The organism is Photorhabdus australis DSM 17609 (assembly GCF_000711895.1).
Lineage (GTDB): Bacteria > Pseudomonadota > Gammaproteobacteria > Enterobacterales > Enterobacteriaceae > Photorhabdus > Photorhabdus australis.
Genome location: NZ_JONO01000058.1, coordinates 1 through 20109 on the forward strand (window position 1 = coordinate 1; position 20109 = coordinate 20109).

Here is a 20109-nt window from a genome sequence, read left to right on the forward strand (position 1 = left end):
CAGTTTGTTCTCGGGAAAGCAAACTGTCAGACCCCCCATTATCCGATTTCAGTTTACCTTGATTGAGGTAATCACTGATATGGCGGTCAACGGTGGTCTGATGGAGTCGCAATGCCTGGGCGATCATCACAGAACTCCACCCTTCAGAAGCCAGAAGGATGGCTTTTATTCTGTCTCGTACTTGACCATCGCGAGTGGTGTCGTGAAGACGTTCAAGTTTGATTTTTTGTTCTGATGTAATAAATATTTTCATAGCGAGGATAATGATCTCCATTTCGGATAAAATCAAGCATCTTCAATGATTACGGGTATATACCGAATGAATTAAAATCTATGTTTTTTAATCTCCGGTCTGCAAACCCTGCGATTTCGTAAAATTTATTAAATGCTTTTAATAAAATTTAAATAATCATGATAAGAGTAATTTATTAATATAATAAGAAGGAAACTTTAAAACAAGAAAACCATTCATTTATAACTTTTTATTTTTAAATGGCAACATGCGAAAAATATATATAAACACACGGGATTTTATACTGTAGCATCTCTGTCATCTGACACCTTTACGGAACATAAACAAGCCTAAAACAGAATATTAATTATTTCTTTAAAAAATAAAGTATGAAGGTGAGAATATTAATTCAAAGAATTAAATATTTCACTTATTAAATGACTATTTAGTTAACCCCCGAAATTATTTATAAAGAGAATATATATGCAACCTATTAATGCATCAAATCCAGATAATTCCGCATCATATGTTAAAGACGAGGTAGAAATCACGAGTTCTACAATCGCGTTGTCTGAAATTGTTTCCGTGGTAAACGCCTCTGACGGACGGCTTGAGGTTTTCGGTGTAGGTACTGACAATGCAGTGTGGCACAACAGGCAAATAGCACCACATACAGGCTCTCCCTGGTCCGGCTGGAGCTCACTTAACGGATATGTGACCAGCAAACCTGTTGTTTATGTCAATACAGACGGTCGATTGGAAGTTTTCGCGCGTGGCGCCGATAATGCGTTATGGCATAATTGGCAGCTCACTCCCAATGCCGGTTGGTCAGGCTGGCAATCTTTAGGTGGAGTGATTACCAGTAACCCTGCGGTATATGCCAACACTGATGGCCGCCTTGAAGTTTTTGCTCGCGGCGCCGATAACGCACTCTGGCATATCTCACAAACTACCGCCCATTCCGGTCCATGGTCAAACTGGGCATCGTTGAATGGCGCGATCAGCAGCAACCCGGCTGTCCACATCAACTCCGACGGTCGGCTTGAGGTCTTCGCTCGCGGTACCGATAACGCACTCTGGCACATCTGGCAAACCGCCCCTGATTCCAACCTGTGGTCAAGTTGGGAATCACTCAATGGTGTAATTACCAGCGACCCTGTGGTCATTGGTACCGCTGATGGTCGGCTTGAAGTCTTTGCGCGTGGAGCCGATAATGCACTCTGGCACACCTGGCAAACTATTCCCCATTCCGGTCCATGGTCAGGCTGGCAATCTTTAAATGGTGTAATCACCAGCGCCCCTGCTGTAGCGAAGAATTGTGATAACCGGCTAGAAGCCTTTGCCCGCGGCGCCGATAATGCACTTTGGCACATCTGGCAAACAGTTGCCCATTCCGGTCCATGGTCTAACTGGGCCTCGTTGAATGGTGTGCTCACCAGCGCGCCAGCAGCAGTGAAGGACTCCGATGGCCGGCTTGAAGTCTTTGTGCGTGGTACCGATAATGCGCTCTGGCTCACCTGGCAAACCGCATCATCATGGTCCCCCTGGGTATCCTTAGGTGGCTCTTTAATCGACGCTTCCGCAATTAAATAATCTAAAAGGAATCAGTTTCGCCCAAGGCGAGCGTAACCTTCTGGCCCGATATCCTAAGGAAAATATTCATTGTGCTATATCGGGCCAGTGATATACCCTTCATCTTTCAAATTGCTGCTTTGTTGGCTGCTTTCACTTACCCCAGTCACATAGTTATCTATGCTCCTGGGGATTCGCTCCCTTGCCGTCGTGATGCATCTGCGTATAGAGTAATATTGATCGATTTCATGGCACTATAAAATACCAAAGCCTTATTTCCCCCACCAAGAGAATTCCCCCTAACAGTTATTGCTCCATTGTAATTAAAAACATCACCAATAAAATATTTAACAACGTTACTAATTTCATCTTGGAATAGCCAAACACACTGCGGCCTTGGAGACAAAATAATAAATTTAAGTACCTGATCGCTATGACTATTAGGGCCAGCCACTGGAATTAATAGCTCTCCACGCCATCTATAACCTGGTTCGATAGATAGTATATGCTTCCCCTCAAAATTCACCCGTATTACATAAGACAGGACACTATAAATGGAACCAATAACCGTTTTTTTTAATGAACCACCTATTTTATCTTCAATATTATCTATTTTATCTTTCATTTCCATTCACCTAATTATTATCAAAAAATTAAATAAAATTCATCATGAAATTTGGAAAAATAGCTCTCTTTATATTAAAAGACCGGTAGTTTAACAAACCAAGATTTTAGCACGCCCTTGAATTTAAAAATAATTTTTATTAAATGTTATTTTTATTGCAAAAAACACCATAATTCTTCTCTATCGTGTTATAGCATAGATTAAGTATAGCTAAAACCTTACATCTTCCCACTAAATTATGAAATTATTTTTGCGATGATTATAGCATTACAACTCATTATTATAACCAGCATCCTCATACTCTACATAATACCCTAAGATGATAACTCCACCCGACTATTATACTCTACAGCATTTAGAACTGTGACCTACTTCCTAAAAGAACACCAATTTCTAGTTTCATAAAAAACCGCCAAATCCATTATATTTCAGCCATGTGTTTGCAGATGACAGACTGTTATCCCCCAGTATAATCATGGTGACTTATTTCAGCATTAGATAACAATAAAATATATTTTCAATTAAGCTAACCGATTGTAAAGAAAATTGAAAAATTCAATGTAATTGCATTTATCTTAAATGGTAAATAAATTGAAAAAATATACAACAATCTCATTCAATAACTTGAAACCCTCTCATTTTGAACTATATTTATACCTGTTATCTTCCAAGTTGCTCTTTGCTGGCTGCACTCACCCCAGTCACAGAGTTATCTATACTCCCGGGGATTTGCTCCCTGGCCGTCGCGATGTGTCTTGAAATCTATTGGGTATAGAGGTTATTTAAATCAAATTTTACCCAAAGAAATCGTCACTAAAATTCAATTGGCAATAATTAAATCCATAAATGCAAGTCAATTGTTATCAAAATCATGACACTTGATTTCTCCAGTGAGATCGCTCACAATATAGCCGTTGTCCATAGAGGCCCAAAATATTTATCCCCTTTGAGGGACCTGCGAAGCCTAGCTAAATTGCTAGGCTTCTGCCATTCTAGCATTCCATAATTTCAACAAAGAATTTCCATAAAAAAGCTCTTAGTACACAAAGGCTCAGGCTGCTGGCAAAAACTAATAAGACATTTGCTCAGATTTTAGATTGGTCAGATTGGTCATACTGGCGGTGACATCAATAACGAGCTCAACAATCTCACTAGTCACCGAGGAAGTTCTTTGCCAACAAAGCAATTAACGGCTGTAGTATTAGAAAGCAAAAACCAATTAGCATTGTGAGATTCTTTAAACCACTTCGGAAACTCAGCTTTATCTTCCACACGGAGCCAAATTAACCTGACCAAAATTGCAACTTACTTTGCGAATTGCTTCCAGATTTTACTTGTGTAAGTTTAAAGCTTGGTGCGATACCATAACGAAAGAATTGATTCACAAACTTAACTAAGACCACTGCATGATTAATACAGAAACTTTCGACACCCACACGCCCATGATGCAGCAGTATCTCCGTCTTAAAGCACAGCATCCCGATATCCTGTTGTTCTACAGAATGGGAGATTTTTATGAGCTCTTTTATGACGATGCCAAAAAAGCTGCAAAACTATTGGATATCTCGCTGACCAAACGAGGACAATCAGCCGGTAACCCTATTCCAATGGCAGGTGTGCCGCATCATGCAGTAGAAAACTATCTGGCTAAACTGGTTCAATTGGGTGAGTCAGTCGCTATCTGTGAACAAATTGGTGATCCTGCCACCAGCAAAGGTCCTGTTGAACGTAAAGTCGTTCGCATTGTTACTCCTGGAACAGTGACAGATGAAGCTTTATTGCAAGAACGGCAAGATAACCTGCTCGCAGCTATCTGGCACGATAATCAGGGATTTGGTTACGCCACGCTGGATGTAACTTCCGGTCGCTTCCAGATATCCGAAATGGCAGAGCTGGAAACGATAGCCGCTGAATTGCAACGTAGCCGCCCTGTTGAATTGCTCTATCCTGAAAGTTTTGAGCATATGGCTCTAATTGAAAATTTTCATGGCCTGCGCCGTCGCCCTTTATGGGAATTTGAACTGGATACCGCAAAACAGCAATTGAACCTGCAATTTGGTACCCGTGATCTCGTCGGTTTTGGTGTGGAAAAAGCCGCACTCGCTCTGCGTGCCGCTGGTTGCTTGCTGCAATACGTCAAAGATACTCAACGCACGGCGCTGCCACATATCCGTGGCATTACGATAGAACGTCAGCAAGATACGGTTATTATGGATGCGGCAACCCGGCGAAATCTGGAACTGACACAAAACTTGTCTGGTAGTACAGATAATACTCTCGCTTCCGTTCTTGATCTGTGTGTTACCCCAATGGGTAGTCGAATGTTGAAACGCTGGTTACATGCTCCAGTTCGGGACCGCCAGATATTAGAAAATCGTCAACAAGCTATTGCTAACTTGCAGGAAATTGGGTTGGAGTTACAGCCATTCTTGCTACAGGTAGGTGATCTAGAACGTGTATTGGCGCGCCTGGCTCTACGTTCAGCCCGACCACGGGATCTGGCAAAAATGCGCCATGCATTCCAGCAATTACCGGATATCCATCAAATTATGGGCTCCTCAGATTCCCCTTATATCAAGCAATTGCAGAAAAATATCGGCAGGTTTGATGAATTACAGGAATTACTTGAAAAAGCGATTGTAGAAACACCTCCGGTATTGGTTCGGGATGGTGGTGTAATCGCACCGGGCTATAACAGCGAACTAGATGAATGGCGCACACTGGCTGATGGTGCCAGTAACTATCTGGAACAACTGGAAATCCGCGAACGAGAAAAACTGGGTATTGACACTCTGAAAGTCGGCTTCAATGGTGTTCATGGCTACTATATCCAAGTCAGTCGGGGACAGAGCCATCTAGTGCCAATTCATTATGTCCGCCGCCAGACACTGAAAAACGCCGAGCGTTATATCATCCCTGAGCTAAAAGAATATGAAGATAAGGTGCTGACCTCTAAAGGGAAATCTCTGGCAATAGAGAAAGCGCTTTACGAAGAATTATTCGATCTGCTATTGCCTCATTTGGCTAAATTACAAGCCAGCGCCGAAGCACTGGCTAAACTTGACGTATTAGCAAATCTGGCAGAACGCGCTGAGACCCTGAATTATGTTTGTCCAACCTTGAGTGATAAACCGGGAATTCAAATCACCGGTGGACGTCATCCAGTTGTTGAGCAAGTTCTGAGTGAACCCTTTATCTCAAACCCGCTCTCTTTATCTTCACAGCGGCGTCTGCTGATTATTACCGGTCCAAACATGGGTGGAAAAAGTACCTATATGCGCCAGGCAGCACTAATTACACTTCTGGCCTATATTGGTAGCTTTGTACCTGCTGAGAAAGCCGTCATCGGCCCGGTTGATCGCATATTTACCCGAGTGGGGGCTTCCGATGATCTGGCATCTGGCCGCTCAACCTTTATGGTAGAAATGACAGAAACCGCAAATATTCTGCACAATGCAACAGAGCAAAGCCTGGTGTTGATGGATGAAATTGGCAGAGGCACATCGACCTACGACGGTCTTTCTCTGGCATGGGCATGTGCAGAAAATTTAGCGAACCGCATTAAAGCAATGACCTTATTTGCCACACACTATTTTGAACTGACCACGTTACCGGAAAAACTTGAAGGAGTGGTTAATATTCATTTGGATGCGGTAGAGCATGGAGATACTATCGCATTTATGCACAGCGTACAGGATGGTGCGGCAAGTAAGAGTTATGGGTTGGCGGTCGCATCTCTCGCAGGAGTTCCCCGCGAAGTCATTAAACGGGCACGTCAGAAACTCAAAGAGCTAGAATCTCTATCCAACCATGCAACCGCAAGCCATGTCGATACACCACAGCTTACGTTGCTAACAGAAGAGATATCACCGGCAGTCGAAGCATTAGAAAATCTCAATCCAGACTCACTGACGCCGCGTCAAGCATTAGAATGGATCTATCGACTAAAAGATATGGTGTAAGAACGTGTTTGACAAAAGCCTTTTACAACCAATATACCGTTTTTTGCAATGTGAAACCCCGGATTTGTGGGTAAATAAAGCAAAACAGCCTGAAAATTTACCTGTGCTTCTACGGGATCATCTGTTATGCGAACTAAAAGCAGCGCAGAGCGCTATGTATTTAATCCGCAAGTATGCTCTAGATAAGCAAAGTGCGGATACACTTCTGGCATGGTTTAAGCCTTATGAAGATTTTGCCTATAAAAAAATTGGCGATCTCAATTCATTAAGAGGTCAAAATCAGGCTACCAAGCAAATCACCGCCAAAGCTAATTCACCATATAGTCAGAATCTGATTGATAAAATGGTATTGCTGATCAAAGAAGAATTACATCACTTCTATCAGGTACTAGAGATCATGGATACACGTGATATCAGCTATGAAAGCATCAGCGCCAGCCGTTATGCTAAAGGCATGCTTAGTCACATTATTAATCATGAACCTTATACACTGGTAGATAAACTGATTATCGGAGCTTATATTGAAGCACGTTCTTGTGAGCGCTTTGCAAAACTAGCACCACATCTGGATGAAGATCTGAGTAAATTTTATATCTCGCTGCTTCGCTCTGAAGCACGTCATTACCAAGACTATCTTTCACTGGCGCAATCTATTGCTAATGAAGATATTACCGAGCGTGTGAACTATTTTGGTCGCGTTGAAGCTGAGTTGATTCAAAATCCAGATAGCGATTTTAAATTTCACAGTGGCATTCCTGTAGTTTGAATATAGCAATGTCACATTGATTAAAAAAGGTGAGCCAATACTCACCTTTTTTAATTTAATCTGTTGTTAAACCCAAATTAAGCTTTTGGACGGGTAAGGAGCACAAATATCCCTAAAATAATATCGCCAACAAGCCAAATCCCCAAAATCATTGCAGCACCAAGTCCTGTGCCAATAGCAGCACCAATCTGTTCCGCATTAGATAATTGATCCATATTTTCAGTAGCTGCATTCATGCCACCAATGAGCCAATAGGCCATAAGCACATTAAACGCGATAAATACCCATTTAATGATCTTGCCAAAAAAGCTCCGTTTAGGTTTTCTCAATTGAACACCGCAAGTCGGGCATTTAATCGAAGTGTCACTAACACTATTTGAACATTCAGGGCAATTTATTAATGCCATTTTTTATCCTTAGTTAACAGTTTTCACCGAGAAAAATTTAAATAAAAATTCTGGATTCTTCATAGATCCATCAGTAGTCAGACTCTTTTCTTCGAAAAAATCAATCGATGACGAAAATAAATACCCGGAAAATTCGACTTTCTGTCCAACAGATAAAGAAAAGAGTTCATCGTAAACAGTAGAGTCTTTTTCAATTAACGTATCCGAACGAATATCAGAAAATTCATTATTCCATGTTGCCAACTCAATATTTGGCGACACTTTTACCGACAAAATAGCTTTCCCGTCATTGTTCGTTTTCAACTCAGTTATCGTACCAATCCAAGAATTAATAGAATTTTGAGTAAATGCATCAGCAAGTGCAACTCTCCGCTGTTCCCTTAATGATGATTTTTGGAGTTCGTTTTTTGCACTAGAATATTTATCCACGAAAGATGATACTATCTGGACAAATTTAGCCTGATCGGATGGTATAGTGGCTTCATGTTTTTTTACCACAGTTTTAGTATCAGAAGCAGTATCTGATTGAAGCTTTCCATCATCCTCACTCCAACTCGCGATTATCTTAATCAATATCAAGATGGCAATGCATAAAACAAAAATTTTAATAAAATTTGCTTTTTTTATCTTTACACCACATCCCGGACAAGAATTAGCTGTTTTACTAACGTCTTTTCCGCAGGCTTTACATTTCTTAAAAAGACTCTCGCTACTCACTAAACCTCCAATCCAATACCATCAACATGTAATCGTTTCATTCCTTAATTTACTTATTTATTAATACTGCTAAATACACTTGGCACCTTATCTTTATAAACGCAAGTCAATAAAGGAATGTCAGATTATAGGTTTTTGCACGCTCAAAACTATACCGTATTGGATGCTGTTTTTTCGCTAAGAGAATTCATATCTTTCACAATAGAAGAGATATGAATAATACTTAAGCAATACTCTCTTCTCCAATAAAAGCCAAATCGAAAAAATCCGTAGAATACGGTTTATAGCATAATAAGCTGCTGAAAAAACTGAGTATTTGATTATTCAATAACCCACTACCTTATGAAAAATGGCTGTATCGCACATTCCAGTGCTAATATCCTCTATAGATTTTGTTTATTTCGCTGATATTCATTTACCCACAAAACCAAGGGATAATTGTTATCGCTCTGTTTTTTCCACCATTAACAATATTACACAGCGAATCTGACCCCTATTCTATCAGTCAATAGCTTATTTCTGCTTTCACTCATAAAACCGGCCCTATATTATCAGCAAAAATATATTTGTCATTAAATTTATTAATGCATAAAGAATCGATTATAAGTAAAGTTTCCCATAAGGATAGTCAGTTGCTATAGCTGGCATCTTTCTCGCCAACGAAAATGCACTATAGCCTATAAACGATTGACCGAAACAGAAAGATAACCGATTTCATGGTAATAGAAAACACAACATCTATGACAATAAACTCACAATTCTCTTACATAAACTCGTTACTAATATCATTTAAATTGTTTTGTAGACGCTGCGATATGGGGAGGCCGATCGATTCTGTAAGTACAGATAAAATCTTTGGTGATTACTAATAGAATGATAAGAAACTCGCTGATAATTATAACCCGTGTAGACCGCTCTAGATTAGAGATAATTAACCACCGGGTACTGAAGAACCTGATAATACCAAGCATCAACAATTGCAAAAACACGGACAACAATTCTTCAGAACCCAAGTAGCCAAACTATTCAACAACTAAGTACGGAATAACGCTTCAATATTCAAACCTTGAGTTTGCATAATATCTTTCAAACGTCGCAAACCTTCGACCTGAATCTGACGCACTCTTTCCCTTGTCAAACCGATCTCTTTGCCCACATCTTCCAAAGTTTCCGCTTCATAGCCCAGGAGACCAAAACGACGCGCTAATACTTCACGTTGTTTCGAATTCAATTCAAACAACCATTTGACGATACTCTTTTTCATATCGTCTTCCTGTGTTGTTCCCTCCGGACCTGTTTCATTCTCATCTGATAAAACATCCAATAACGCTTTATCAGAATCGCTGCTAATAGGTGTATCAACCGAAATGATACGTTCATTCAATCGCAACATGCGGCTAACATCATCAACCGGTTTATCCAGTTGTTCTGCTATCTCTTCTGGACTTGGCTCATGATCTAATTTGTGGGCAAGTTCTCTTGCAGTACGCAAATAGACATTAAGCTCTTTAACAATATGGATAGGCAACCGGATGGTACGGGTTTGATTCATAATAGCCCGTTCAATAGTCTGCCGAATCCACCATGTTGCATAGGTAGAAAACCTAAACCCACGTTCTGGGTCAAATTTCTCAACAGCGCGGATAAGACCAAGATTACCTTCTTCGATCAAATCAAGAAGAGCTAAGCCTCTATTACTGTAACGACGGGAGATTTTAACAACCAATCGCAAGTTACTTTCAATCATTCTCCGGCGGGCCAATACATCACCACATAATGCCCGCCTTGCAAAAAAAACCTCTTCTTCTGCCGTCAACAGAGGAGAAAAACCAATCTCTCCGAGATAAAGCTGTGTTGCATCAAGAACTCGCTGGTTCATACCCTGCAATACATCTAAGTCATTCTCAAGATCAGTTAGGTCATCCTCACCATTCTTCAATAATTTCTCATCGAAGTCGTCAGCTTCAATACCGCTTTCATCTAAATCCGCATCATCATACAAATCACTAACTTTCAGCGTATTTTGGCTCATAAGCTGCCCCTACCCGAGATAATGCAGGCAGAATTCAGCATTCTGCCCAGTTTATCGCTGCGGAAGATAACGCAGCGGGTTTACGGATTTTCCCTTGTAACGAATTTCAAAGTGTAATCTTACAGAGCTAGTACCGGTGCTACCCATAGTGGCAATTTTCTGCCCTGCTTTAATATCCTGTTGCTCACGAACCAGCATTGTATCGTTATGAGCATAGGCACTCAGGTAGTCATCGTTATGTTTTATAATTATCAGATTTCCATATCCACGTAAGGCATTTCCGGCGTATACCACCCGACCACCTGATGTCGCAAATACTGACTGACCACTACTACCTGCAATATCAATCCCTTTGTTACCCCCTTGGGTATCAGAGAAATTCTCAATCACTTTACCTTCAGCAGGCCACATCCAATGACTAACAACACTGTTTACGGTTGTCGTCGGTGATTTTACATACGTATTGTTTATTGTTGAGGTCGTTGCCTGTGGCAACATTTTTACACTCTTTTGTTTGCCGGAATTTGCAGGATACGCATTAGTTGATTGAGAATCAACCAGGGTTGTTTGAATTTGATTATGGTTATAAGTGGTTAACATCCCACGACTACCCATTCTCAAAGTCTGCCCCACTGTTAGACTATAAGGTGCTGAAATATTATTTTTGCTCGCAAGATCACGAAAATCATTGCCAGTGATCCATGCGATATAAAACAGAGTATCACCATGTTTTACAGTGTAAGTATCGCCGTTATAGCTACCTTTAGGAATACTGTCATAATCACGGTTATAAACTATTCCCCCCTGTGAACCACCACCAGTAACACGAATTGATGAAGGTGAAGATGCCATTGGTGTAGATATAGCAGAGCTGCCAGAAGATATTACCGGACGACTGATACTCCGACTTTGTTCCTGATCAACACTGGTGATAGGTGCTGGACGAGTTGACGTATTTGCACAGCCAACTAACCAGACGCCTATCAATGAACAAGTTACAATCCGTTGTATTTTTTTCATTGGGCTTCCTGAATTCATACTTCTTTACCCCCATAACGGCAAATATAAGCGTAAAAATCAATAATTCTCAAAGATCATACATAATCACAAAAATCTCAAAACGAAAATATTTTGCTTATTAAAGCCAATATAACCATTAATTGAAAAATAGTTGCAATAGGCTACGAAATTAAGCTAATTCCCCTTGCACAAGGGGAACAAAACGTACAGCTTCGATCACTTCGCTGTGAAAACCATTGCCATGACGTTTCACTGATTTAAGAAGCTGTGTATGCTCACCAACGGGCAAAACCATAACACCACCATCAGAAAGCTGGGACATAAGTTCCTGTGGGATATGCGGAGGAGCTGCGGTCACAATGATAGCATCAAACAATCCACGCGATGGCCACCCTTGCCAACCATCTCCATGGCGGGTTGATACATTATGTAAATCAAGTTGCTTCAATCTGCGTTTAGCCTGCCACTGTAAACCTTTTATCCGTTCTACTGAGAAAACATGTTTAACCAAACGAGCTAATATTGCCGTCTGATAGCCAGAGCCGGTACCAATTTCCAACACCTTAGCATCCGGAGTTAATTGAAGCAGTTCAGTCATGCGAGCAACAATATAAGGCTGAGAAATCGTTTGCCCATAACCTATCGGTAAGGCGGTGTTTTCATAAGCTTTATGAGCTAGCGCTTCATCGACAAAACGCTCTCTGGGGACAGCAGAAATCGCTGCCAGTAAACGCTCATCTTTTACTCCCTGCTGGCGCAATTGTGTCAGCAAATTTTGCATTGCCCGACTACTCAGCATTCTCCATCAACCTCAGCTTTAGCTAACCAATCTTTCACTAACTCCTGCGCTTTATACGCAGTCAGATCTACCTGCAATGGCGTAATAGATACATACCCCTGCTCTACAGCCGCAAAATCTGTTTCCGGACCGGCATCTCGTTTATTTCCTGGTGGTCCCAGCCAGTAAAGCGTGTTTCCTTTTGGATCTTGCATGGAATAGACTTCTTCCGCGGCATGACGACTGCCACAACGTGTAACTCGAAAACCTTTAATTTGCTCAAGTGGCAGGTCAGGAACATTCACATTCAGAATATTACCCGCCTTCAAAAATGTTGTTTGTAGCATTTGCAGCAAACGACATGTGATTTCTGCTGCTGTTTCGTAATGTCGTTCGCCATCAAGCGAAATAGCTAATGCAGGTAATCCCAAATGACGGCCTTCCATCGCAGCAGCGACCGTACCGGAATAAATCACATCATCCCCAAGGTTAGGGCCTCGGTTAATACCAGCAATGACGATTTCCGGACGAGGAAGAACCAAGCGATTAACACCGAGATAAACACAATCTGTCGGTGTACCATCCAATACCGATATATCGCCATTCTCCAGCGTATTAATTCTTAACGAACGATCAAGTGTCAATGCATTAGATGCACCACTCCGGTTACGATCGGGAGCAACAACTTGCACATAATAACTTTCCCGCAATGCTGACGCTAAAATCTGAATTCCTGGTGCAGTGACACCGTCATCATTACTCAATAATATTCGTAACATTATTTTGATCCTGATTGATAATTTCCCTGACCACACTGGTAGCAAAACTACCAACAGGTAACCAGAAACTGATTTTTACGGTAGCATTATCCAACCATTCCCAACTCAGGTTCTGAGGCTGCACCAGTATGGCTCTGCGGGAACAATCCACTCTTTCACACTTAATAAGCTCCCACAATGACTCATAGGGCTGTAAATACTGCCGTTCAAAATCCGCAGACTGATGCTGTGTTCCTAATTCACCATCACCAGGCAACGGAGCCGTTATCTGTAGTTCACCGTCAATAACCCGCTGTTGCAATGCGGACAACTCAGCCTCGTTAGCCACAAACCAACTGCCACGTCCTGTCAATTGTAAAACATCACCATTAATCACTTGCTGTTGCTGCCCTTGAGCAATCCGCGCACTGGCCACCGTATTAAACATAACACTACGGCTGGCTGAAAGATAAAAACTACGTTTATTTCTCTCTCTTACTCGAATTTCATTATTTGCCCAACGCTGTGCCTGAACCAGATTTTGTCCATCTCGCCCAAAACGCTGTTCACCAAAATAATTAGGTACTCCGCTTTGCTGAATCCGTAGTAACCTATCTTCAACAAACTGGTAATGACTGATTTCCCGTAAAATCAGCGTGAATGCATTTCCTTTTAGTGCCCCAATGCGGAGTTTACGTTTCTGACGATCTGTCGCCAGAACTTCACATCCTTCAAGCTGAAACGATGTAAAATCAGGGTCTTGTTTACCTGGTAGGTGTAAGCAGAACCATTGTTCTGTCACTGCATGACGGTCTTTTAAACCTGCATAGCTAACCGATTTAGAGGGTACTCCAGCAAAACGGGCGAGGCTATTTGCAACAAATTGAGTGTTGCAACCCGTTTTACGGATATGCACCATCAAATGCTCTCCTTCCCCGTCAGGAGAAAACCCCAAATCTTCGCAGACAATAAAATCTTCCGGCGAAGCTTTTAATATTCCGGTTGCTTCCGGTTGTCCATACAGCCAGTTTAATTCAGCTAATACCATCAATTATTCCTTAACCAGCAAAGCAACCGCTTCGCAAGCAATACCTTCTTTACGCCCAACAAATCCCAATTTTTCGGTGGTTGTGGCTTTTACATTGATATCATCAATGTGGCATTGCAGATCTTCAGCCAGATTGACTCTCATTTGCGGAACATGTGGCAACATTTTTGGTGCTTGCGCAATAATTGTGATATCCAGATTACCAATCTGGTAACCTTTTTCTCTGATACGGCGGTAGGCTTCACGCAATAATTTACGACTATCCACCCCCTTAAGCGCGGGATCAGTATCTGGAAATAATTTTCCAATATCGCCCAACGCCGCAGCACCTAACAAAGCATCTGTTGCTGCATGGAGCGCAACATCACCATCCGAGTGCGCCAGTAGTCCTTGCTCATAAGGGATGTGTACACCACCGATAATAATCGGCCCTTCACCACCAAATTTATGCACATCGAAACCATGTCCGATTCTCATGATGCCTGTTCCTTACATTTTCCAGACAGATAAAATTCTGCCAATGCCAAATCCTCAGGACGCGTGACTTTTATATTGTCCGAACGCCCGTTAACCAATACTGGTTGATAGCCACAATATTCCAATGCAGAAGCTTCATCGGTGATGTTGACATGTTGTGAAAGCGCTTTTGACAAACAATCCCTTAGTAACATCAACGGAAAAAGCTGCGGTGTCAGTGCATGCCAGAGATCTTGACGCTCTACCGTATGGTCAATAATTTCCTGACCAGTCCGTCCACGTTTCATCGTATCGCGGACCGGAGATGCCAAAATGCCACCACATATCATATTTCCCTGCTCACCTGATTCTGCCAGTTGTAGTAAACGTTCAAGATCATCACGGTGTAAACAAGGACGAGCTGCATCATGTACCAAAACCCAGCAATGATTATTTTCGACCAAATGAGCCAGATAATTTAAACCAGCCAATACAGAATCTGCTCGCTGTTCACCACCGGTTACTGTAGTAATACGTGAATCTGAAGCAACTTCAAGGAATTGAAACTGAGTGTCAGCAGGATTTAAAACAACTACAACACGCTGAATACGGGGATGATCAAGCAATGCAGCTAAGGTATGTTCAATAACAGTTTTTCCAGCAATAGACAGATATTGCTTTGGGCAATCCGAATTCATTCGGCTACCAATACCCGCAGCCGGTATCAAAGCAATAATATCAGCACAGGAATGAAGTAATAGATTGTTCATTTTGATTATTGAGTATTATTCGGTGTCGAGGGGTGTGAAGTATTTTCTTTGGATTTATCAGCGACTAAACGATAGAAGGTTTCACCAGGTTTTACCATACCCAGTACACTACGCGCTCGTTCTTCAATGGCTTCCTGCCCATCATAGAGATCATTAATTTCCGCCGATAGCTGCCCATTGCGCATTTTAAGTTTGCTGTTCTTGAGTTCTTGCACAACAACATCATTCTTAACCTGCGCATAATCATGAACACCGTTTTTACCAAGCCACAGTGAATATTGTAACCATCCGAGTAAAACCAATAATAGCAGCGTTAGCTTACCCATATTCCGCCCCCTGAAATATCCGTCAATCATCCCATAACTCAAAGAATGACGCTACTATCACAAAACATGATAGGGGAAAAAATAGTTGGATGAAGTTATTACATAAGCACTTCATAGAAGATTTAATAATGACGATGAAATGTTCACTTATTGCCGTCAGCCTGGTATTTTTCCCGAAAGCCTTCGGCGATTTTTTCCAGTTCCATCAGTAACTGTTCCACCGATGCCTCAACGGGTTGTTGTCCTGAAAGATAAATTTCCGGGTTATCAGGAACCTCGTAGACCGAATCAATCCCCGTAAAATGACGAATTTCACCCGCACGAGCTTTTTTATATAATCCTTTAGGATCACGGGATTCGCAGATTTCCAACGGCGTATCGACAAAAACCTCAATAAATTGCCCCGGCCCCAGCAATTCACGAACCTTTTGCCTCTCTGCTTTATGAGGCGAAATAAAAGCAGTCAGCACGACTAACCCCGCATCCACCATCAGATTGGCAACTTCACCCACACGGCGGATATTTTCCTGCCTGTCTTGTCCAGAAAATCCCAAATCACTGCAAAGGCCATGACGCAAATTATCACCATCAAGCAGATAAGTTTTTATCCCTCGTTGAAACAGTGCCTGTTCCAAAGCACCAGCCACAGTGGACTTTCCAGAACCAGATAAGCCTGTAAACCAAACAACCAGAGCAGGATGTCCATTTTCAGCTTCCCGCTGCACTCTGGTCAATTGATGTGCATACCAGACCACATTTTCCGGCACCAAATTTTCAATATCAGTCAACTTATTTACCTCCCAGTAAATCTCTGGCTCCCCAGTGCGGGAAATGACGACGAATTAACCTATTCAATTCCAGTTCAAATTCACTGAATTCTTTTGGTCCTTCATAAACATCTGTCTGAATTTCTCGTACCAAACCCACACCAACAGTAACATTAGTCAACCGATCAATAAAAATAATGCCACCAGTATCACTATTTTGCTGATATCTATCGAGCATTAATGGTTCTTCAAAAGAAAACTCCACCGATCCAATTGCGTTCAAAGGCAAATCAACAGTGACCCGCTGTGTCAAGCTAGTGATATCTACTTGATACTGAATATTCTCAACTTTTCCGCGACTCTTTTTACCCGCCACTTTGATATCAAGATTCTGTCCCTGCACCAAAGGCTGTTCAGACATCCACACCACATCCACTAACGCATGCCGAGTTGCAATCATTTCATCATCAGCAGAAATCAGGAGATCTCCTCGGCTAATATCTATTTCATCTTTCAGTACCACGGTGATAGCTTCACCAGGAACAGCAAAATCCAAATCGCCATTGAACGTTACGATCCGCTCCACTTGAGAGCTTACACCAGATGGCATAACTTTGATTTTCTGCCCTTTACGTAAGACACCAGATGAAAGAGTGCCACTGTAACCACGAAAATCGAGATCAGGTCGGCTGACATACTGTACCGGGAAACGTAATAACTGCTTCGATGCTTCTTTCTTCACATCTGCAGTTTCCAGAATATCCAGCAATGCTGGTCCTTCATACCAAGCCATATTGGTACTTCTGGTGACAATATTATCGCCATCCAGTGCAGAAATCGGAACAAAATGAACTGCCAAATCTATCGGCAATTGAGCGGCGAAGTTCATATAATCCTGTTTAATCTGATCAAAAACTTCCTGACGGTATTCCATTAGATCCATTTTATTCACAGCAACCACTAAGTGGCGAATTCCCAGTAATGTACTGATAAAACTGTGACGACGGGTCTGCTCCTGAACACCTTTACGGGCATCAATTAACAGAATAGAGAGATCACAAGTCGATGCGCCAGTCGCCATATTACGGGTGTATTGCTCATGCCCCGGTGTATCAGCAATAATAAATTTGCGTTTTTCTGTTGAGAAATAGCGATAAGCGACATCAATGGTGATCCCTTGTTCGCGCTCTGCCGCAAGACCATCCACCAGCAAAGCCAGATCTAATTTTTCACCCTGAGTACCGATCCGTTTACTGTCATTCTGCAAGGTTGAAAGCTGATCTTCATAAATCTGACGGGTATCATGCAACAAACGTCCGATCAGCGTACTTTTACCATCATCCACGCTGCCACAGGTCAAAAAACGCAGTAATCCCTTATCCTGTTGAGAACGCAGATAAGCCTCCACACCACCCTGTTGTTTGATTTGATGAGCAATAGCTTCATTTTGTGCAAGTGCTGACATGGCTGTTCTCCTTAGAAATAACCCTGACGTTTTTTCAGTTCCATAGAAGCTGATTGATCACTATCAATCAGCCGCCCTTGCCGCTCACTTGTTGTAGATATCAGCATCTCTTCAATAATCTCTGGCAGTGTTTCTGCATCGGATTTCACCGCGCCTGTTAGAGGCCAGCAACCAAGTGTACGGAATCGCACTTTACGTTGACTGATAACTTCACCAGGTTTCAAGTCGATCCTGTCGTCATCAACCATAATCAATGTGCCATCACGCTCCAATATCGGACGCGGTTTGGCAAAATAGAGAGGAACGATATCTATTTGCTCCAAATAGATATATTGCCAAATATCCAGTTCAGTCCAGTTAGAAAGCGGGAACACACGAATACTTTCACCTTTGTTAATCTGGCCATTGTAATTACGCCACAATTCAGGACGCTGGTTTTTAGGATCCCAGCGATGTGAACGATCACGGAATGAATAAATACGCTCTTTGGCGCGCGATTTCTCTTCATCACGACGGGCGCCACCAAAAGCTGCATCAAAACCATATTTATCCAGTGCCTGTTTTAACCCTTCTGTTTTCATGATGTCAGTATGTTTGGCACTGCCATGAACAAATGGGTTTATCCCCATAGCTTCTCCCTGCGGATTGCGATACACCAATAGTTCAAAACCATAACTCTTGGCGGTACAATCACGGAACTCGTACATTTCGCGGAATTTCCAGCCTGTATCTACATGCAACAAAGGAAATGGCAATGTTCCCGGATAGAACGCCTTACGCGCAAGATGAAGCATGACTGAAGAATCTTTACCAATGGAGTAAAGCATCACCGGATTCTCAAACTCTGCGGCCACTTCCCGCATAATATGGATACTTTCAGCTTCAAGTTGCTGCAAGTGTGTCAATCTTTTTTCGTCCATTACGACTCCCTTATGCAAAATCGACTATTACCGGACGGCTTACCGTGGCAATAGGTTGTTGCCCGAACCAGGCTATCTGATCGTGGAGTTGAGCAACCTCACCCACGACCAGTAAGGCTGGTGACGGTGCCTGATGTGCTAACTGTTCCAATTCGAGCAAAGTGCCTGTCAATACTTGCTGTTCTGGGCGAGTACCGCAGCCAATGACGGCCACCGGTGTATTTTCTGCTCGCCCATGTAAAATAAGTTGATGACTTATCAAGGCGGCTTTTACCGTTCCCATATAAATCACCAGTGTCTGATTACCTTTGGCCAAAGCTTGCCAATCCAACTCATGACCATTTTCTCGGCAATGGCCCGTAATAAAAGTGACACTCTGCGAATGTTCCCGGTGAGTTAGTGGAATTCCGGCATACGCAGTCGCTCCGATAGCGGCAGTAATTCCCGGTACAACCTGAAAAGGAATGCCTGCTGATGCTGCAACCTGTAATTCTTCCCCACCACGGCCAAAGATAAAGGGATCACCGCCTTTAAGACGAACCACTTTTTTGCCCTGCCTGGCAAACTTCACTATCAATAGGTTAGTTTCCTCCTGAGAAACAGAGTGATTACCCGCTCTTTTGCCAACGCAAATTTTATCTGCATCACGACGAACCAGATCCAGTACCTCGCTGCTGACCAAATGATCATAAAGCACCACATCAGCCTGCTGAATAACTTGTAATCCCTTTAACGTCAGTAATCCCGGATCACCAGGACCTGCCCCAACTAAAGCCAATTCTCCCTGAGAATCAGGCTGTTCCAGTTGTTGCTCAAGCTGTTTTTCCGCCTGCTGGATCTGACCATTTGCAACCAACATCGCAAAACGTCCATTGAAAGCCTGTTCCCAAAAAGAACGACGCTGACGTATGGAAGCTAATCGCTGTTTTACTCGCTCACGCCACTTCCCGGCGATTTTTGCCATCGTGCCAAGACTGGAAGGTAGTAATGCCTCCAGTTTCTCTCGGATTAAACGCGCTAATACCGGCGCTTTTCCCGCCGATGAGATCGCCACCAAAACCGGAGAACGGTCGATAATTGATGGAAAAATAAATGAACAATGAGCTTGATCATCAACGACATTGACCAAAATACCTCGCTTATCAGCTTCAGAAAAAACTTGATGATTTAGAATACGATCATCAGTCGCAGCAATAACTAAAAAGATGCCATCAAGATATTCAGGTTGGAACTCTCCCTTATACCATTCCAACTCACCAGCTTGATAACGCTGTTGTAATTCAGAGCACAATTCAGGCGCGACAACCTGTAATAATGCACCTGCCCGTAGTAGTAGAGTCGCCTTACGTGCGGCCACCTCTCCACCACCGACAAGTAATACAAGCCGCCCTTTCAGCTCAACAAATATCGGTAAGTAATCCACAATTGCCCTTGATATCCAGTGAAATATTTATACCCGTCATCTTTCAAGTTGCCTCTTTGTTGGCT

19 protein-coding genes are annotated in these 20109 nt (G+C 42.3%); 3 read left to right on the forward strand and 16 right to left on the reverse strand.

Annotated elements, in window-relative coordinates:
- A partial coding sequence (locus tag BO26_RS14900; protein ID WP_036772707.1) for a helix-turn-helix domain-containing protein occupies positions 1-253 on the reverse strand: 253 nt, incomplete at its 3' end.
- Between the two features lie 462 nt (positions 254-715).
- On the opposite strand from BO26_RS14900, the gene BO26_RS14905 reads away from it, so the two are divergent.
- The gene (locus BO26_RS14905; RefSeq protein WP_036772708.1) at positions 716-1825 is read left to right on the forward strand and encodes a PLL family lectin; all 1110 of its coding nucleotides are present in this window, start codon (positions 716-718) and stop codon (positions 1823-1825) included.
- A 157-nt stretch (positions 1826-1982) separates the two neighbouring features.
- On the opposite strand, the gene BO26_RS23215 is transcribed toward BO26_RS14905, so the two are convergent.
- Positions 1983-2429, reverse strand: a complete 447-nt coding sequence (locus BO26_RS23215; protein ID WP_036772711.1) for a hypothetical protein — start codon at positions 2427-2429, stop codon at positions 1983-1985.
- A gap of 1406 nt (positions 2430-3835) precedes the next feature.
- Between BO26_RS23215 and mutS the strand changes: the two genes are divergently transcribed.
- Positions 3836-6391 carry a DNA mismatch repair protein MutS gene (mutS, locus tag BO26_RS14915; RefSeq protein ID WP_036772714.1) on the forward strand — a complete coding sequence of 852 codons (2556 nt, stop codon included), beginning with the start codon at positions 3836-3838 and terminating at the stop codon, positions 6389-6391.
- A 4-nt stretch (positions 6392-6395) separates the two neighbouring features.
- Positions 6396-7157 carry a tRNA isopentenyl-2-thiomethyl-A-37 hydroxylase MiaE gene (gene miaE, locus BO26_RS14920; RefSeq protein WP_036772716.1) on the forward strand — a complete coding sequence of 254 codons (762 nt, stop codon included), beginning with the start codon at positions 6396-6398 and terminating at the stop codon, positions 7155-7157.
- Positions 7158-7234: 77 nt separating this feature from the next.
- On the opposite strand, the gene BO26_RS14925 is transcribed toward miaE, so the two are convergent.
- The 14 genes from BO26_RS14925 to cysG form a co-directional block, all read right to left on the reverse strand.
- The gene (locus BO26_RS14925) at positions 7235-7564 is read right to left on the reverse strand and encodes a zinc ribbon domain-containing protein (protein ID WP_036772719.1); all 330 of its coding nucleotides are present in this window, start codon (positions 7562-7564) and stop codon (positions 7235-7237) included.
- Positions 7565-7573: 9 nt separating this feature from the next.
- The gene (locus BO26_RS14930; RefSeq protein ID WP_036772720.1) at positions 7574-8281 is read right to left on the reverse strand and encodes a restriction endonuclease subunit S; all 708 of its coding nucleotides are present in this window, start codon (positions 8279-8281) and stop codon (positions 7574-7576) included.
- 1033 nt (positions 8282-9314) lie between these two features.
- Positions 9315-10313, reverse strand: coding sequence for an RNA polymerase sigma factor RpoS (gene rpoS / locus BO26_RS14935; protein ID WP_036772721.1), 999 nt, complete (start codon positions 10311-10313; stop codon positions 9315-9317).
- Positions 10314-10364: 51 nt separating this feature from the next.
- Positions 10365-11333: a murein hydrolase activator NlpD gene (gene nlpD / locus BO26_RS14940; RefSeq protein ID WP_036772723.1), complete on the reverse strand. Its 969-nt coding sequence runs from the start codon at positions 11331-11333 to the stop codon at positions 10365-10367.
- Between the two features lie 169 nt (positions 11334-11502).
- Positions 11503-12132, reverse strand: a complete 630-nt coding sequence (locus BO26_RS14945) for a protein-L-isoaspartate(D-aspartate) O-methyltransferase (RefSeq protein WP_420848253.1) — start codon at positions 12130-12132, stop codon at positions 11503-11505.
- Positions 12126-12890: a 5'/3'-nucleotidase SurE gene (gene surE, locus BO26_RS14950; protein WP_036772724.1), complete on the reverse strand. Its 765-nt coding sequence runs from the start codon at positions 12888-12890 to the stop codon at positions 12126-12128. Before surE ends, BO26_RS14945 begins: the two co-directional genes overlap by 7 nt.
- Positions 12868-13917 carry a tRNA pseudouridine(13) synthase TruD gene (gene truD / locus BO26_RS14955; protein ID WP_036772727.1) on the reverse strand — a complete coding sequence of 350 codons (1050 nt, stop codon included), beginning with the start codon at positions 13915-13917 and terminating at the stop codon, positions 12868-12870. Before truD ends, surE begins: the two co-directional genes overlap by 23 nt.
- A gap of 3 nt (positions 13918-13920) precedes the next feature.
- The gene (gene ispF, locus BO26_RS14960; protein WP_036772730.1) at positions 13921-14394 is read right to left on the reverse strand and encodes a 2-C-methyl-D-erythritol 2,4-cyclodiphosphate synthase; all 474 of its coding nucleotides are present in this window, start codon (positions 14392-14394) and stop codon (positions 13921-13923) included.
- Positions 14391-15143: a 2-C-methyl-D-erythritol 4-phosphate cytidylyltransferase gene (gene ispD / locus BO26_RS14965; protein WP_036772731.1), complete on the reverse strand. Its 753-nt coding sequence runs from the start codon at positions 15141-15143 to the stop codon at positions 14391-14393. Before ispD ends, ispF begins: the two co-directional genes overlap by 4 nt.
- A 5-nt stretch (positions 15144-15148) precedes the next feature.
- Positions 15149-15469, reverse strand: coding sequence for a cell division protein FtsB (gene ftsB, locus BO26_RS14970; RefSeq protein ID WP_036772734.1), 321 nt, complete (start codon positions 15467-15469; stop codon positions 15149-15151).
- A gap of 143 nt (positions 15470-15612) precedes the next feature.
- Positions 15613-16239 carry an adenylyl-sulfate kinase gene (cysC, locus tag BO26_RS14975; RefSeq protein WP_167332162.1) on the reverse strand — a complete coding sequence of 209 codons (627 nt, stop codon included), beginning with the start codon at positions 16237-16239 and terminating at the stop codon, positions 15613-15615.
- 19 nt (positions 16240-16258) lie between these two features.
- Positions 16259-17701: a sulfate adenylyltransferase subunit CysN gene (gene cysN / locus BO26_RS14980; protein ID WP_036772736.1), complete on the reverse strand. Its 1443-nt coding sequence runs from the start codon at positions 17699-17701 to the stop codon at positions 16259-16261.
- A gap of 11 nt (positions 17702-17712) precedes the next feature.
- Positions 17713-18621, reverse strand: coding sequence for a sulfate adenylyltransferase subunit CysD (gene cysD / locus BO26_RS14985; RefSeq protein ID WP_036772738.1), 909 nt, complete (start codon positions 18619-18621; stop codon positions 17713-17715).
- A 10-nt stretch (positions 18622-18631) separates the two neighbouring features.
- Positions 18632-20044 (reverse strand): siroheme synthase CysG, encoded by a 1413-nt coding sequence (gene cysG, locus BO26_RS14990; RefSeq protein WP_036772740.1) that lies wholly within the window; start codon positions 20042-20044, stop codon positions 18632-18634.
- Positions 20045-20109 lie beyond the last annotated feature (65 nt).

Bases quoted from the DNA above. Each gene is read 5' to 3' on its own strand.
- BO26_RS14945 (WP_420848253.1), bottom strand. From the start codon at position 12,132: ATGCTGAGTAGTCGGGCAATGCAAAATTTGCTGACACAATTGCGCCAG.
- mutS (WP_036772714.1), top strand. From the start codon at position 3,836: ATGATTAATACAGAAACTTTCGACACCCACACGCCCATGATGCAGCAG.
- truD (WP_036772727.1), bottom strand. From the start codon at position 13,917: ATGGTATTAGCTGAATTAAACTGGCTGTATGGACAACCGGAAGCAACC.
- cysD (WP_036772738.1), bottom strand. From the start codon at position 18,621: ATGGACGAAAAAAGATTGACACACTTGCAGCAACTTGAAGCTGAAAGT.
- ispD (WP_036772731.1), bottom strand. From the start codon at position 15,143: ATGAACAATCTATTACTTCATTCCTGTGCTGATATTATTGCTTTGATA.
- cysN (WP_036772736.1), bottom strand. From the start codon at position 17,701: ATGTCAGCACTTGCACAAAATGAAGCTATTGCTCATCAAATCAAACAA.
- surE (WP_036772724.1), bottom strand. From the start codon at position 12,890: ATGTTACGAATATTATTGAGTAATGATGACGGTGTCACTGCACCAGGA.
- ftsB (WP_036772734.1), bottom strand. From the start codon at position 15,469: ATGGGTAAGCTAACGCTGCTATTATTGGTTTTACTCGGATGGTTACAA.
- nlpD (WP_036772723.1), bottom strand. From the start codon at position 11,333: ATGAAAAAAATACAACGGATTGTAACTTGTTCATTGATAGGCGTCTGG.
- BO26_RS14925 (WP_036772719.1), bottom strand. From the start codon at position 7,564: ATGGCATTAATAAATTGCCCTGAATGTTCAAATAGTGTTAGTGACACT.
- ispF (WP_036772730.1), bottom strand. From the start codon at position 14,394: ATGAGAATCGGACATGGTTTCGATGTGCATAAATTTGGTGGTGAAGGG.
- BO26_RS23215 (WP_036772711.1), bottom strand. From the start codon at position 2,429: ATGAAAGATAAAATAGATAATATTGAAGATAAAATAGGTGGTTCATTA.
- rpoS (WP_036772721.1), bottom strand. From the start codon at position 10,313: ATGAGCCAAAATACGCTGAAAGTTAGTGATTTGTATGATGATGCGGAT.
- BO26_RS14905 (WP_036772708.1), top strand. From the start codon at position 716: ATGCAACCTATTAATGCATCAAATCCAGATAATTCCGCATCATATGTT.